The 15306-nt window shown below is 34.6% G+C and carries 11 protein-coding genes; 9 read left to right on the top strand and 2 right to left on the bottom strand.

Annotation, left to right across the window (positions count from 1 at the left end):
* The first annotated feature begins 66 nt into the window (after window positions 1–66).
* The 3 genes from B8963_RS15275 to B8963_RS15285 all read left to right on the top strand — a co-directional run bounded on the left by B8963_RS15275 (window position 67) and on the right by B8963_RS15285 (window position 4387).
* Window positions 67–1719, top strand: coding sequence for a serine hydrolase (locus B8963_RS15275; RefSeq protein WP_084063120.1), 1653 nt, complete (start codon window positions 67–69; stop codon window positions 1717–1719).
* Window positions 1720–1851: 132 nt separating this feature from the next.
* Window positions 1852–3030, top strand: coding sequence for an MFS transporter (locus tag B8963_RS15280; protein ID WP_084063074.1), 1179 nt, complete (start codon window positions 1852–1854; stop codon window positions 3028–3030).
* Between the two features lie 25 nt (window positions 3031–3055).
* Entirely contained in the window at window positions 3056–4387 is a 1332-nt protein-coding gene (locus B8963_RS15285; protein ID WP_084063121.1) for a M28 family peptidase, read from the top strand.
* 119 nt (window positions 4388–4506) lie between these two features.
* Here B8963_RS15285 and B8963_RS15290 read toward each other — a convergent pair whose 3' ends face one another.
* Together B8963_RS15290 and B8963_RS15295 are read right to left on the bottom strand one after the other, a co-directional pair.
* The gene (locus B8963_RS15290; protein WP_159447306.1) at window positions 4507–4965 is read right to left on the bottom strand and encodes a CPBP family intramembrane glutamic endopeptidase; all 459 of its coding nucleotides are present in this window, start codon (window positions 4963–4965) and stop codon (window positions 4507–4509) included.
* 78 nt (window positions 4966–5043) lie between these two features.
* Complete coding sequence (locus B8963_RS15295; RefSeq protein WP_084063076.1) at window positions 5044–5988, bottom strand: 3-keto-disaccharide hydrolase; 945 nt, start codon at window positions 5986–5988, stop codon at window positions 5044–5046.
* Window positions 5989–6131: 143 nt separating this feature from the next.
* Here B8963_RS15295 and B8963_RS15300 point away from each other — a divergent pair, with 143 nt between their 5' ends.
* From B8963_RS15300 to B8963_RS15325, 6 genes are all read left to right on the top strand, one after another.
* A complete protein-coding gene (locus tag B8963_RS15300; RefSeq protein WP_084063077.1) occupies window positions 6132–7778 on the top strand; it encodes a M1 family metallopeptidase in 1647 nt (548 codons plus the stop codon).
* Window positions 7779–7814: 36 nt separating this feature from the next.
* Window positions 7815–9818: a S9 family peptidase gene (locus B8963_RS15305; protein ID WP_084063078.1), complete on the top strand. Its 2004-nt coding sequence runs from the start codon at window positions 7815–7817 to the stop codon at window positions 9816–9818.
* Between the two features lie 172 nt (window positions 9819–9990).
* Window positions 9991–10401, top strand: a complete 411-nt coding sequence (locus B8963_RS15310; RefSeq protein WP_084063079.1) for a hypothetical protein — start codon at window positions 9991–9993, stop codon at window positions 10399–10401.
* Between the two features lie 162 nt (window positions 10402–10563).
* Window positions 10564–11331, top strand: coding sequence for a CDP-alcohol phosphatidyltransferase family protein (locus B8963_RS15315; RefSeq protein WP_084063080.1), 768 nt, complete (start codon window positions 10564–10566; stop codon window positions 11329–11331).
* Window position 11332: 1 nt separating this feature from the next.
* Window positions 11333–11935 (top strand): methyltransferase domain-containing protein, encoded by a 603-nt coding sequence (locus B8963_RS15320; RefSeq protein ID WP_084063081.1) that lies wholly within the window; start codon window positions 11333–11335, stop codon window positions 11933–11935.
* A 108-nt stretch (window positions 11936–12043) separates the two neighbouring features.
* Window positions 12044–15298: a VPS10 domain-containing protein gene (locus B8963_RS15325; RefSeq protein WP_084063082.1), complete on the top strand. Its 3255-nt coding sequence runs from the start codon at window positions 12044–12046 to the stop codon at window positions 15296–15298.
* Window positions 15299–15306 lie beyond the last annotated feature (8 nt).

Raw genomic sequence — 15306 nt, forward strand, 5'->3', positions numbered from 1 at the left:
TTTTATGTAACCAAAGCTTGTTTGTGGCGTCCTATTAAAAAATCAATCAAAAAATCAAAAAATCACATGAAATCATCAACATCAATCAAAATCGTATTTCTATTATTTACACTGTTGAGTTTTACTTCAGTAAATTCTCAGAGTTTAGAACAAAAAGTAGATGCTTATTTAAAATCTAGTTATCCTTCGGAAGGTCCAGGAGTTTCCTTTTTGATAGCCAAAGATGGTAAACCAATTTATCAAAAGGCTTTTGGAATGGCCAATATGGAGCTTAAAATTCCAATGAACAAGAACAATATTTTTGAAATTGGCTCTATCACCAAACAATTTACAGCCGTAGCCATTTTAATGTTAGAGGAACAAGGAAAATTAAAAGTTGAAGACGAGATTACAAAATACATCCCTGATTACCCAACAAACGGAAAAACAATAACTATACATCAACTTTTAAATCATACTTCAGGTATAAAAAGCTATACAAGTATGTTGAACTTTTTAAGCATCACTAGAAAAGATATGTCTCCTAAAGAGCTTATTGATGTTTTTAAAAATGAACCCATGGATTTTGATCCAGGTGAACAATTCTTATACAATAACTCTGGCTATATTCTTTTAGGATATATAATCGAAGTAGTTTCTGGTCAAACATATGCCGATTTTATTGAAAATAATATATTCAAAAAATTAGGGATGAACGCTTCTTATTACGGTAGCAAGAAAAAAATAATTAGCCAAAGAGCATCAGGGTATTCCAAGTCTGAAAACGGTTATGCCAATGCAGATTACTTAAGTTTAACTTTACCTTATGCAGCAGGTTCTATAATGTCTACTACTGGCGATTTATTGATTTGGCAAAATGCTCTTAATAACCATGTTTTAATCTCTAAAGCCTCTTATGAAAAAGCTATTCATGGTTCAACCCTTAATAGTGGTGAACAAATTAATTATGGCTACGGTCTAAGTGATGTAGTTATTAACGGATCTAAAAGTATACAGCATGGAGGGGGGATTTTTGGTTACACCACTATGGGAATTTATTTTCCTGAAGAAAAAATTTTCGTCTCTGGCTTAACCAACTGCGATTGCAAAAGTATATCAGGTATAACTACAAAAATTGCTGCAATGGCCATTGGAAAGCCTCTGCCTGATGTTAAAAACGCCATAAAACTTTCAAATGAAGACCTAAAAAAATGGGTAGGAACTTATGAGTTTGATAATGCCATTTTGAGATTTATAACTTTAGAAAATGGAAAATTATACAGTCAAAGAGAAGGGAGTACTAAACTTGAGATTTTCCCATTTACCAAAACACATTTTATTTTTGAAGACGGCATGAATTCTTATGAATTTTCTATGAAAGAGGGTGTAAAATATGCCGCTTTTGCAACAGATGGTAAAACTAGTATTGGTAAGGAGTCCAATAAATTGGCGCCTGTGGAAAAAACAGCCATTCAATTACCTGAAACCGTATTACTTAAATATGTTGGAAAATATGATTTAGGTCCTGGTGCTGTTATGGAAATAAGTGCAGCAGCCAATCAAATTTTTGTACAATTAACTGGTCAGCCACAATTTGAGATTTTTGCAGAAAAAGAAGATAGTTTTTTCTTAAAGGTTGTAGAAGCTCAAGTTGTTTTTAATAAAGACCAAAACGGAAATGTAATTGGTTTAACTTTATTTCAAAATGGAAGAGAAATTCCAGCAAAGAAAATTGAGTAATAACAAATGAATATATCAAGAACCACTTTGTTAAACAAGGTGGTTTTTTAGTTTTATACCTTTATATTTGAGTTCCTTTAAACATCGTAAAAAAAAATAGACATTTAAAAATATACTAAACCAAATCTGTGAATGTCGTTACCACGTAAAAATCTAATTCTTCCTATACTTATATTATCCCAATTTGCCTGCACTTCTTTATGGTTCGCAGGAAATGCCATTGTAGATGAATTAGCTTTTAAAACTGGAATAGGATTAGAAATAACAGCCTTTGTCCTTACATCTGTACAATTAGGATTTATAATTGGAACACTAGTTTTTGCTCTTTTAATGATTGCAGACCGCTTCTCCCCTTCTAAAGTTTTTTTTATTTGTGCCGTCTTGGCTGCCTTTTGCAATTTTAGCTTAATGGTTCATGTTTTATCTAAAGAGCATTTACTTTTCGCCCGATTTGGTACGGGGTTTTTTCTTGCGGGAATTTACCCTGTGGGAATGAAAATTGCGGCCGACTATTACGAAAACGGATTAGGTAAAGCTTTAGGTTTATTAGTTGGTGCCTTGGTATTTGGTACTGCTTTCCCATTTTTAATAGGCGGATTAGAATTAGGAGAGAATTACCAAATGGTTTTAACTATCACCTCTGCTCTGTCCATATTAGGCGGTGGACTGATCTACTTTTTTGTACCTAATGGCCCATTTAGAAAGCCGAGCATTAAACTGCAATTAAAGGCAGGAATAGCTCTTTTTAAAATTACAGATTTTAGAACGGCAGCTTTCGGCTATTTTGGACACATGTGGGAACTCTATGCCTTTTGGGCATTTACACCATTAGCACTAAAAACTATCAATAGTATTCATAATGTAGATTTTTCTATTCCACTATGGACATTTGCCACTATTGCGCTTGGTGGAATATCTTGTTCCATAGGTGGTTATTTTTCTGAAAAATATGGCAGTTATAAAGTTGCATTATTCGCTTTACTTATTTCTGGGGGATTTTGCCTAGTCTCCCCTATGCTTTTTCAATTACCAACCTATCTTTTTATAACCGCTTGGTGCATATGGGGAATGGCTGTTACGGCAGATTCTCCACAGTTTTCTAGTCTAGTAGCTCAAGCAGCACCAAGTCAATTAAAAGGTACAGGGCTTACATTGGTGAATTGTTTAGGATTTGCCATCAGCATTGCAAGTATTCAATTGGTATCTTTTATGGCTAAGGAAACAGAATCCACATTTATTTTCATATTTTTAGCATGCGGACCTTTATTTGGTGTTTATCATTTAATCCGTGGGAAACAATATTTTTCTTAATCAATACATTTATAAAACTTCATTCATGAAAAAAATATGCCTCCTTTTGTTCGTAAGCACAGTAGCCTTAGGTTACGGACAAACAGATTCAAGAATATATGATATTATAGAAAGCGTTTCTGCAGAAAGAATTAAGAATGATGTAAAAATCCTGACTGAATTTGGCACCCGAAATACTTTTAGCGATACTATTTCTAAGACTCGTGGTATTGGCGCTGCAAGAAGATGGATTAAGTCTGAATTTGAAAATATTTCTAAAACTTGTAATAGCTGCCTAAATGTATTCTATCAGAAAGATTTTGTGACTACTGATATGGGTTCCAGAATCCCGAAAGATGCTTGGGTAGTTAATGTGGTAGCCGTACAAAAAGGAACAAAATACCCAAATCGATACATTATCATGAGCGGAGATATAGATTCTCGTGCTAGTGATACTATGGATTTTACAACCGATGCTCCCGGAGCCAATGATAATGCCAGTGGTATGGCTGGGACTATAGAAGCTGCGAGAGTTTTATCTAAATACAAATTTGAAAACAGTATTATTTACGTTGGCCTTTCTGGTGAAGAACAAGGTCTTTTTGGAGGTGGAGGCTTAGCAAAATATGCCAAAGAAAAGGGTTGGGATATTATTGGTATTTTAAATAATGACATGATTGGGAATATCACCGGTGTAGACGGAGTGATAAGTAATCGTGATTTCAGAATATTTTCAGAACCTGTACCTGCCACAGAAACCGAAAAAGAGCGCCAAATGCGCAGATTTTATGGTGGTGAAGTAGACGGAATTTCACGACAGCTGGCACGCTATGTGCATAAAACAGTAAAAACATATATGCCAGAAATGAACCCTATGATGATCTATCGTTTGGATCGTTTTGGTCGCGGGGGCCACCACAGACCTTTTAACGACTTAGGTTTTGCGGGAATAAGAATCATGGAAGCACATGAAAATTACACGCAACAACACCAAGATATACGTACGGAAAATGGTATAAATTATGGTGACACTTTTGAGCATGTTAATTTTGATTATGCCAAAAAACTTACCGCAGTAAATGCAATTAATTTAGCGTCGCTGGCTTGGGCACCACCTGCGCCTAGAGAAGTTAAAATAGGCGGTATTGTAGAACCATCTGTTAAATTTGAATGGAGTAAGGTAGATGGGGCTAAAGGCTATAAAATCTATTGGAGAGATACCACATCTCCAACTTGGGATCATAGTAGATATGTAGGTGATGTTACAGAATTTTTGTTGGAGGGGATTGTTATTGATAATTTCTTTTTTGGAATTTCCTCTGTTGGAGCAAACGGGTTTGAAAGTCCTGTAGTTTTTCCGAATGGCATTATGAGGTAAATCAAACGGATTTGGCGAGCTTATTCAAAAACAAGCACCACAGAATTAAACACAAAAACCTGCATTACTTATATGGGGTAGTATTACCTCCTGGTTTTTTCTTTCAGATTTCAGGACTATTAGGAATTGCTATTGAAAATCGCAACAACAGCAACTAAATTTCTAATGGAATGAACAAAATAAGTAATCCAAAAACTAGATTCTTTTCGATTTTGAAAAATGATATATGTTTCAGCTAATAAAATTCCCATTGGAAGCGTGATTAAAGCATACCAAATACTATAACCAAAATGCATTAACGAAAATATAACTGCAGAAGTGAAAACTGCCAATATCTCAAATTTTTTTCCAAACATTTTTTGTATAAATTTTATGGGTAATGATTGTCCTGTCCAGGTTTCAATGAGTGGTGCTAGAAATACTGCTGTAAAAAACAACCCCCAAAACGACCAATTATCATATTCAATTCCTCCAATTTCTTCTTCTGGGACTTCTAAATAAATTAATAAAATTAACACTGGAATTAATAATACAAAATTCAGAATTACAGTAGTCAATATGAAAAATAAAGGCTTCATATTACTCCATTTTGAATATAATCTTTTGAATATTCTCATTAACTTTTCGAGATTACCGCCAACTACAATCTACAAAAACTAGTCTTCCAACTCTGGAGTAATCACAATACTTCTAAATTCTATAGGGCCGTGATCTCCTTGAATAAGTATTGGTCCTGGCTCTCCTTCGTTGCTATTTAAAGCTCCTCCTGTAATGCCTGGAATAGTTTGTTCGGTTATGATGGCTTTACCGTTAGCAACAATACTCACTCTGTTTCCGTTTAGAGTGATGTCGTAAGTTTGCCATTCTCCTGGTGCTTTAGCAGCCATTTCATTTGGCGTTAAAAAGCCATAAATACCTCCTAGTAAAAGACTAGATGGTTCCATACCTATATTATCTTCAATCTGTACTTCGTGCCTTCCGCGCAAATAAATACCACTATTGCTTCCTTTTGGATATTTGAATTCTACATGCAGCTTAAAATTTTTAAATTCTTTATCAGAAACTAAATTAGCTCCTGATTTTGGACTCTTCAAAATACCGTTTTCCACAATCCATTGGTTGGTACCCATAGCACTCCATCCATTTAAATTTTCACCATTAAACAATGCTACAGGAGCTCCCCAAACTATGGCTGGGTTATAAGGCACAGCTTGTGCTCTGCTGGCTTTCCAAGAATACTTTTTTCCATCGGAGTAGATCATGGTACCTATAAGTTCATTGCCCGATAATTCCCCTTCAAATTTCATATCATTAGTACCAGGTTCCCATTGTACAGGAATCGAGAAATTAAATTTTCCATCTTTTACCTTTACTTCTGCTATTGGACGAGCACTACCAAAAGCATAAACAAAACGCCCAACTAAAGTAGATCTTCCGGAAAGGGTTATCTCTAACCATGATGGCAATTCTTTCCCTTCTTGAGAAATAACCATATCCCAACGCCCTATAAACGGACTTTTATTTTGGGCAGTTGCAGTATTCGCAAATACTATGGTGAACAAGAACATAGACGTAATCAGAAAAGTGGAATGTAATTTCATAATAATAAAAATGTTAATTAGGTAAATATACCCAAACTACAATTCATAAAAAATTTCACAAACACAATTTAATTCAAAAAAATACCGGCAAAATAATAGTAACTTTAAATGCTTAATTTTAGTTCTTCTATTAAATTATAATTATGATAAAAAAATATTTCTTCACCATTATAACACTAGCCATTTGTAATCTAGTTTCATGTCAAGGTTTACTCACCGATAAAAACAATTTTACAGAACAAGATACTTTGCGAGGAAGCATAACGCCGGAACGCTCATGGTGGGATCTAAATTTTTATAATTTAAATGTGGAAGTGAAACCAGACACCAAATTTATATCAGGTAATAACACTATACGCTATACGGTTCTAGAAGAAAGTCAAACCATGCAAATAGATTTACAACCGCCTCTAGTAATTGAAAAAGTGGTACAAGATGGTGAACTGCTTGAGGTGCATTCCAAAACAAATGCACACTTTATCACCCTAAAAAAAAGGCAAGAAAAAGGATCCGCAAATGAAGTTACTGTGTATTATTCGGGGCACCCAAAAGAGGCTAGAAATGCACCTTGGGATGGCGGATTTTCTTGGAAAAAAGATAGTAACAACAAAGATTTTATTGCAACATCTTGTCAAGGTTTAGGCGCTAGTGTATGGTGGCCAAACAAAGACCATATGTATGACGAAGTAGATAGTATGGCTATCAATATTACCGTACCTAAAGGATTAATTAATGTATCTAATGGTAGGTTAAAATCGGTTATAGAAAACGACTCAACAAATACCTACAATTGGTACGTAGAAAACCCTATTAATAACTATGGAGTGAATCTAAATATTGGCGACTATGTTCATTTTGGAGAGAAATATCAAGGCGAAAAAGGTAATTTAGACATGGATTATTATGTTTTAAAAGACAATTTAGAAACTGCCAAAGCGCATTTTAAAGATGCTCCAAAAATGATGGAAGCTTTCGAGCATTGGTTTGGTCCTTACCCATTTTATGAAGATAGTTTTAAACTGGTTGAAGTACCATATTTAGGTATGGAGCACCAAAGTTCTGTTACCTATGGAAATAAATATATGAAAGGGTATTTAGGTAACGATTTGTCCAATACAGGTTGGGGATTAAAGTTCGATTTTATAATTATTCATGAAGCTGGTCATGAATGGTTTGCCAACAATATTACTTATAAAGATATTGCCGATATGTGGATTCATGAAAGCTTTACCGCTTATTCTGAGAATTTGTTTTTAGATTATTATTATGGTAAAGAAGCTGCTGCAGAATATGTAATTGGTACCCGAAAAAACATTAGAAATGACAAGCCCATAATAGGAGTTTATAATGTAAATAATGAAGGAAGTAGCGATATGTATTATAAAGGTGCAAACCTATTACATACCTTACGCCAGTTAGTTAACGATGACGAAAAGTGGAGAGGTATTTTAAGAGGATTAAACAAAGAATTCTATCATAAAACGGTTACCACCGCCGAAATTGAAAATTACATTTCATCCGTTGCCGATAAAGATTTTAGTGCTATTTTTAATCAGTATTTACGAACTACCATGATTCCTGTTTTGGAGTATAAAATAGAGGGTAAAAAATTAAATTATCGCTATACTAATGTTGTTGAAGGCTATGCCATGCCAGTAAAAATTAGTATTAATGATGATATTGATTGGCTTAAACCCGCATCAACATGGCAAACTAAAAAATTCAAAAAAGCCATCACGAATATTAAGGTAGATCCAAACTTTTATATAAACAGTAAAAAACTTGATTAACAAACGCTCAATACTCATAACCTAACTCTAAAATTTATGTCGCACCTTCCTAAAATTTTATCCCTAATTGTTTTGTTTCTATGTTGTGGAACAACACACGCACAAGACGCATTAACTGCTATTAGCATAGACAACATATTAGCACTAAAAAGTGTTTCTGATGTACAAATAAGTCCTAACGGTAAGTGGGTTGCTTATACGATAACTGAGAACGACATAAAGAAAGATAAACCAGTAAAGCGTATATATAAAATAGCAATTTCTGGAGGTGAACCAATTGCAATAACCAATAAAGCTTACTCCGCTAGCGAACCAAGATGGAGTGCTGATAATAAATATTTATCTTTTTTGGCTAGTAAAGAAGAAGATGAAAAAACTCAAGTTTGGGTTTCTAATACACAAGGAGGTGATGCCGAAGTTCTAACAAAAATTCCACAAGGTGTGTCTTCGCATGAGTGGTCGCCAACAGAAAATAAATTGATGCTTGTTCTTACTGATCCGAAACCTGAAGAACTTACTGCGGATAAAGAAGATGATGATAAACCAAAGCCTTATGTTATTGACCGCCGACAATTTAAACAAGATTATGTAGGTTACTTAGATCGTTATAGAAATCACATTTATACGCTAATACCTGGCGATAGTTTAGCAACACAACTTACTTTTGGAGATTATGACGATAGTGATCCTCAGTGGAGTCCTGATGGTAAAAATATTGCATTTGTAAGCAACCGTACAGATGATCCAGATAGCAATTCTGATTCTAATATTTGGGTTGTTTCTGTTGATTCTAATGCTAAAAATCAAAAATTAGTTCAAATAACAACCAATCCTAATCAAGATAATTCTCCAGTTTGGAGTCCAGATGGCAAATATATTGCTTACAAAACAGTTGTCAATGGCAAAATACTTTGGTATGCAGGTGAAAAACTGGCCATTGCATCTGCCCAAGGTGGAGATAACAAAGTACTTACGACTAATTTAGATCGCAATATTAGTAAACCAAAATTTTCCGAAGATGGGAAATCTGTTTATTTCCTTTTAGAAGAAAATGGCACCAGTGTTTTGGCTTCAATAGCTACTAATGGTACTAGTTTAAAACGCATTATTGAAGGAGAAATAAGCATAAGTGATTATGATGTGAATGGCAGTATAATCACACCATTATTAGCTAAAGCTAATAGCCCTTATAACATTTATACTTTTACTAAAAATAGTCTAACTGAGTTAACTAAGGTAAATCACGATATACTATCAAAAGTTAAAAAACCTATTATAGAAAAAATAAAATTCAATAGTACAGATGGTACTCCAATAGAAGGTTTTGTTGTAAAGCCAATTGATTTTAATCCTTCTAAAAAATATCCTACCCTATTATGGCTACACGGAGGTCCAACAGCTCAGTACGACTTTTCATTTGATTCTGAAGCGCAATTGTTTGCAGCTAATGGCTATGTTGTGCTTTTGTTAAACCCGAGAGGATCTACAGGTTATGGTGAAGATTTTTGCAAAGCCATTTTTGCAGATTGGGGAAATCTAGATTATCAAGATGTTATTTCAGGTGTTGATTATGCAATTGCACAAGGTTATGCCGATCCAGATCAGTTGGCAGTTGGTGGTTGGTCTTATGGTGGCATTTTAACCAATTATGTAATAACAAAAAACAATAGGTTTAAAGGTGCCATTTCTGGTGCAAGTGAAGCCCTTTACAGAGCCAATTATGGACATGACCATTATCAACTTACCTGGGAACAAGAGCTTGGCTTACCATGGGAAAATAAAGAAGCTTGGGAACGAATTTCACCATATAATGATGTAGAAAAAATTACCACTCCCACTTTATGGTTAGGCGGAAGCGATGACTGGAATGTACCTATTTTAAACTCCGAGCAAATGTATTTAGCAATGAAACGTTTGGGTAGAGAAACTCAACTAATTGTTTACCCTGGAGAGTATCACGGAATTAGAAGACCATCGTTCCAAAAAGATAGAATGGAACGTTATTTAGCCTGGTTAAAAAAATATATAAAGTCTAACTAACCTATAAATTAATATTCTTTAATTCTTTGGATTAAGTTTCGGTGTTATTGGTTAAAATACTTCATACCTCCCTATCTATAACTAGGAAGTTGTTATAGGTAGGGTTATAAAATCAATTTTTATATTCAAGACAAAATTGTATCTTGAAAAAAGAACCAATAAACCATTTGTTATGAATCCAATTTTAAGAAACATTATTGCACTACTAGTTGGGCTAATCGTTGGCAGTCTAGTTAATATGGGGATTATAATGATTAGTGGTAGTGTTATAGCGCCACCAGAGGGTGCCGATGTAACCACAATGGAGGGCTTAAAAGCAGCAATGCATTTGTTTCAACCAAAGCATTTCATTATGCCATTTATAGCCCATGCGCTAGGAACGTTTACTGGAGCATTTGTTGCTGCAAAAATTGCTGTAAGTCATAAACTAAAGTTTTCTCTTGCAGTAGGAGTCTTTTTTTTAGTAGGAGGTATTGCTAATGTTTTTATGTTGCCCTCACCTACTTGGTTTGCCATAGTGGATCTCGTTGGAGCTTATATCCCCATGGCTTGGATAGGGCATCATTTTACCTTAAAAAAATAGCGTTCGTAAACCTTCAGTGTATTACCGGAAGATTAGTAATACTTGATTTTATTACTTCACCTATTTAGTATTTAAGTTTTATCTTTGCATGAACCATATCATTAAGTGGACTAAGCCAGCGTGTTTCCGTTATTAGTTTTTCTTGATTTTATGGCGCTTATCATGTCAAAATTACCAGAAGAAAATCAGTTCCTTGATCTATCGGATTACGGAAGACCTTTTGCTAGATATATTGCAGAAGCATTAAAAAACACCTCATTCACACCAATCCATGTTACGCTCAGTTTTGTAATTGCCGGAATAATTGCAATTATATGTTTACTAAATGGTTATTATTGGGCTACAGCGTTCTTTTTAATCTTAAAATCTATTCTCGATGCTGCGGATGGTGAATTAGCTCGCGTAAAAAACACACCGTCATATACCGGTAGATATTTAGATTCGGTCTCCGATATTATTTTGAATTTACTAATTATGTTGGCTATTTGGCATGTAACCGAAAGATCTATTATTTATACGAGTATTGCATTTATAAGTTTACAATTACAAGGTACTTTATACAACTATTACTATGTAATTCTTAGAAATAAACATCAAGGAGATACTACGAGTAGAATTTTTGAAAACACAACACCTAAAGCACTAAAAGGGGAAAAACAAAAGCATGTGACGCTACTCTTTAAACTTTATAAATTTTTCTATGGTTATTTTGATGCTATTATTTATAAACTAGATACAAATGCAGCTAAAAGCAAACTTTTGCCAAATTGGTTTATGACAGCCGTTTCTACATTTGGCTTAGGATTCCAGCTTTTAATAATAGCTATAATGTTAGTTTTAAATTTAAAAGAATTTATCATTCCCTTTTTTAGCTTTTATTCTATTTTCATTATTATTTTTATTAGCATCAGAAAATATATAAATTTATAATATGGCTGAAAATAACGAAGAAAATTACTGGACAGAGCGTTACCAACAACAGCAAACAGGCTGGGATATTGGTTATCCTTCTACCCCTATAAAAACATATGTTGAGCAGTTAAAAAACAAACAGATTAAAATATTAATTCCAGGTGCTGGTAATGCTCATGAAGCTACATTTTTACATCAAAATGGTTTTAAAAATGTCCATATTTTAGATATTTCTGTATTACCCTTAAAGGATTTAAAAAAAAAAAATCCTGATTTTCCTCAAGAGCACTTGCATCATGAGGATTTCTTTGAACATGTAGTAGGTCAGTATGATCTAATATTGGAACAAACTTTTTTCTGCTCCTTTGTGCCAACCAACGAAAATAGGAGACATTATGCGCAACATATGGCTCAGCTACTTAAAAAGAATGGAAAACTGGTGGGTCTATGGTTTTCTTTTCCGTTAACTGGTGACATGGAGAAAAGACCATTTGGTGGTGACAAAAAATCTTATGAAAATTATCTTTCGCCATTCTTTGAAATACAAACCTTTGAAACCGCCTACAACTCTATCCCTGAACGTGCTGGTAATGAATTGTTTGGAATATTTATAAAAAAGTAAACAATTTAGCATTCGTAAAAATCGCTGTTTTCCTTAACAAGCTTTTAAGAAATCTCTTTTCTTAATTTGGTATATTTAAACCGACTAATATAACCAAGACTAAAACTCATGAAAAAACTTCTTTTTCTTATGATGCTTTTTGCATCATTTTCGGTATTTGCACAAGATTTTAACATGGATCTAGTACAAGATCTAAAACCTCGTAATATTGGACCAGGTGGTATGAGTGGTCGAGTAACAGCTATTGATGCAGTTCATTCAAATCCTGATATTATGTATGTAGGTACCGCATCTGGCGGGTTATGGAAATCTACCTCAGGTGGAATAAAATGGGATCCTATTTTTGATAAAGAAGTAACCGCTTCAGTTGGTGCCGTAGCCATACAGCAAAGCAATCCGTCGGTTTTGTGGGTTGGGACAGGAGAAGGTAACCCTAGAAATAGTCTTAATGGCGGTTACGGTGTTTATAAATCATTAGACGGTGGAAAAAGCTGGAAATCTATGGGATTAGAGAACACAAGGCATATTCATCGTATTGTCATAGATCCTACTAACCCAAATGTTGTTTATGTTGGGGCAATTGGGTCTCCTTGGGGTGAACACCCAGAACGCGGCGTTTTTAAAACTACTGATGGAGGAGAAACGTGGAATAAAATTTTATATACCAATAACAAATCTGGTGTAGCAGATTTAGTAATGGATCCTACCAATCCCAATAAACTTATTGCTGCAATGTGGGAACACAAAAGAGATCCTTGGTTTTTTAAATCTGGTGGTGCAGGTAGTGGATTATACATGACCCATGATAGTGGTAAAAATTGGAAAAAACTAACAGAAGAAGATGGCTTACCTGCTGGAGAGCTTGGTAGAATAGGTGTTGCGATTGCTCCTGGCAAACCAAATATTGTGTATGCACTTGTTGAAGCAAAGAAAAATGCACTATACAAATCAGAAGATGGTGGTTTTAAATGGAAGAAAATAAATGACAAAGAAGACATTGGCAATAGGCCGTTTTATTATTCTGAAATATATGTAGACCCACAAAATGAAAATCGAGTTTATTCTGTATTTACCTACATAAATGTTTCGGAAGATGGCGGTAAGAGTTTTACGGAATTAATGCCTGCTTATGGTGTTGACAATGGTGTTCACCCAGATCACCACGCATGGTGGATTCATCCAAAGAATGGACAATTTATGATGGATGGTAATGACGGTGGAATGAACATAACCAAAGATGGTGGTAAATCGTGGCGTTTTATTGGTAATATTCCCGTTGCTCAATTTTATCATATTAGCGCAGACAATGAATTTCCGTATAATGTTTATGGCGGAATGCAAGATAATGGTTCTTGGCGCGGTCCTGCATATGTATGGAGAGCGCAAGGTATAAGAAATAGCTATTGGCAAGAAATAGCTTTTGGTGATGGTTTTGATGTTGTTCCTGATTTAGACGATTCTAGATATGGTTATGCTATGAGTCAACAAGGTTTTGTATCTAGATACGATCATGAAACGGGTAATGACTATATTGTACGCCCTACTCCTCCTGATGCAACAACTAAATTGCGTTTTAATTGGAATGCAGGAATTGGACAAGATCCGTTTAATACAAGTACGGTTTATTTCGGGAGTCAGTTTGTACATAAAAGTACCGATAAAGGATTAACATGGACCGTTATCTCGCCAGATTTAACTACAAATGATCCAGAAAAACAAAAACAAGATGAAAGTGGCGGATTAACTATGGATGCTACAGGTGCAGAAAACCATTGTACCATTTTAGTGATAGAACCTTCTGTTTTAGAGAAGGATATGTTGTGGGTTGGTACCGATGACGGTCGCGTGCATGTAACTCAAAATGGAGGTACCTCCTGGACAGATGTTACTATAAACATCAAAGGACTACCAAAAGGAAGTTGGATACCTCAAATTAAAGCATCTAACAAAAACAAAGGAGAAGCACTTTTGATTGCGAATGATTATCGCAGGTTTAATTACACTCCTTATGCCTACAGAACAAAAAACTACGGCAAAACTTGGGAACGCATAGTAGATGGTACAGATGTGAAAAGCTATACGTTATCGATTGTTGAGGATATTGAAAACCCAAATCTATTATTTCTTGGAACGGATGATGGTTTGTATGTTTCGTTTAATGCTGGAGTAAAATGGCAGAAATGGACTGAAGGATTTCCGACAGTTTCTACAAAAGATTTAGTAATACATCCAAGAGAACAAGATTTAGTAATTGGAACTTTTGGCCGAGCTGCATGGGTTTTGGATGATATTAGACCGCTTAGAGCATTGGCATCTGATTATACCTTGCTTCAAAAAGATGCCAAATTATTTACGCCTCCGACTGCCTATCAAGCGGCTTATCAACAAGCTAGTGGCAGTAGATTTGGAGCAGACGCCATGTTTAATGGTGCCAATAAAAAATCTGGGGCAATGATTACCTATTATCTAAAAGAGGGTAAAAAGAAATCAGACTCCAAAACTGATACAAAAGACAAAGAGGCGGAAGACGATAAAGAAGAAAAAACTGAAAATGATGATGCTCCTGCAGCAACTACAGAAAAAGATAAACTAACTGGAGTTCAGAAAAAAGATTCCATTCAGTTTGATATATATGATGGCGCTAGGCTTATTCGCACGCTTAAGTACAAAACTCCTGAAAAAGCTGGTTTTCATAGAATTTACTGGCGTATGGATGAAAAAGGACCAGATAGACCATCAAGAAAAATTAGTACTCGTAAAAATGAAGCTGGTGGTGTAGATGTAAAACCAGGGACTTACACTATTAAAATGTCATTTGGCACTATTGCTGAGGAAGCAAAAATAGAGGTGAAATCTGATCCTAGAATTTCAGTTTCTACAGCTTCAATTTCTGAAGTTTATGATAATGCTAAAAAGCTTGAAGCATTAAGCCAAATTGCTGCTGACGCAGTAAAACAATTGGTTGAAAGCAAAAATATCGCAGAAAAATATTCCAAGGAGTTAAAAGAATTGGATAAAGAAAAATACAAAGAAGAAACAAAATCATCAACCGATATTGCTAAAAAAATAGATGATTTAATAGCCTTGTATTTAGGTAAAGAAGATAAACGCCAAGGAATTACAAGAAATCCTGAAATTACTGTAATGCAACGTATTGGCGATGCAAGTTACTATGTAGGTTCTAGAAAATCAGGCATCACATCCACAGAAAAAAATCTCATGCAATTTGCTCAAGAAGAGTTACAAATGGCATTAGATAAAACTAATAAATTCTTCTCTGAAGATTGGAAAACATATAGAACTACTATTGAAAAACTGGAGGATTCTCCATTTAAAGAAACAAAAACATTAAAACTAGATTAGAAATTACC

The organism is Cellulophaga tyrosinoxydans (genome assembly GCF_900176415.1).
Taxonomy (GTDB): Bacteria; Bacteroidota; Bacteroidia; order Flavobacteriales; family Flavobacteriaceae; genus Cellulophaga; species Cellulophaga tyrosinoxydans.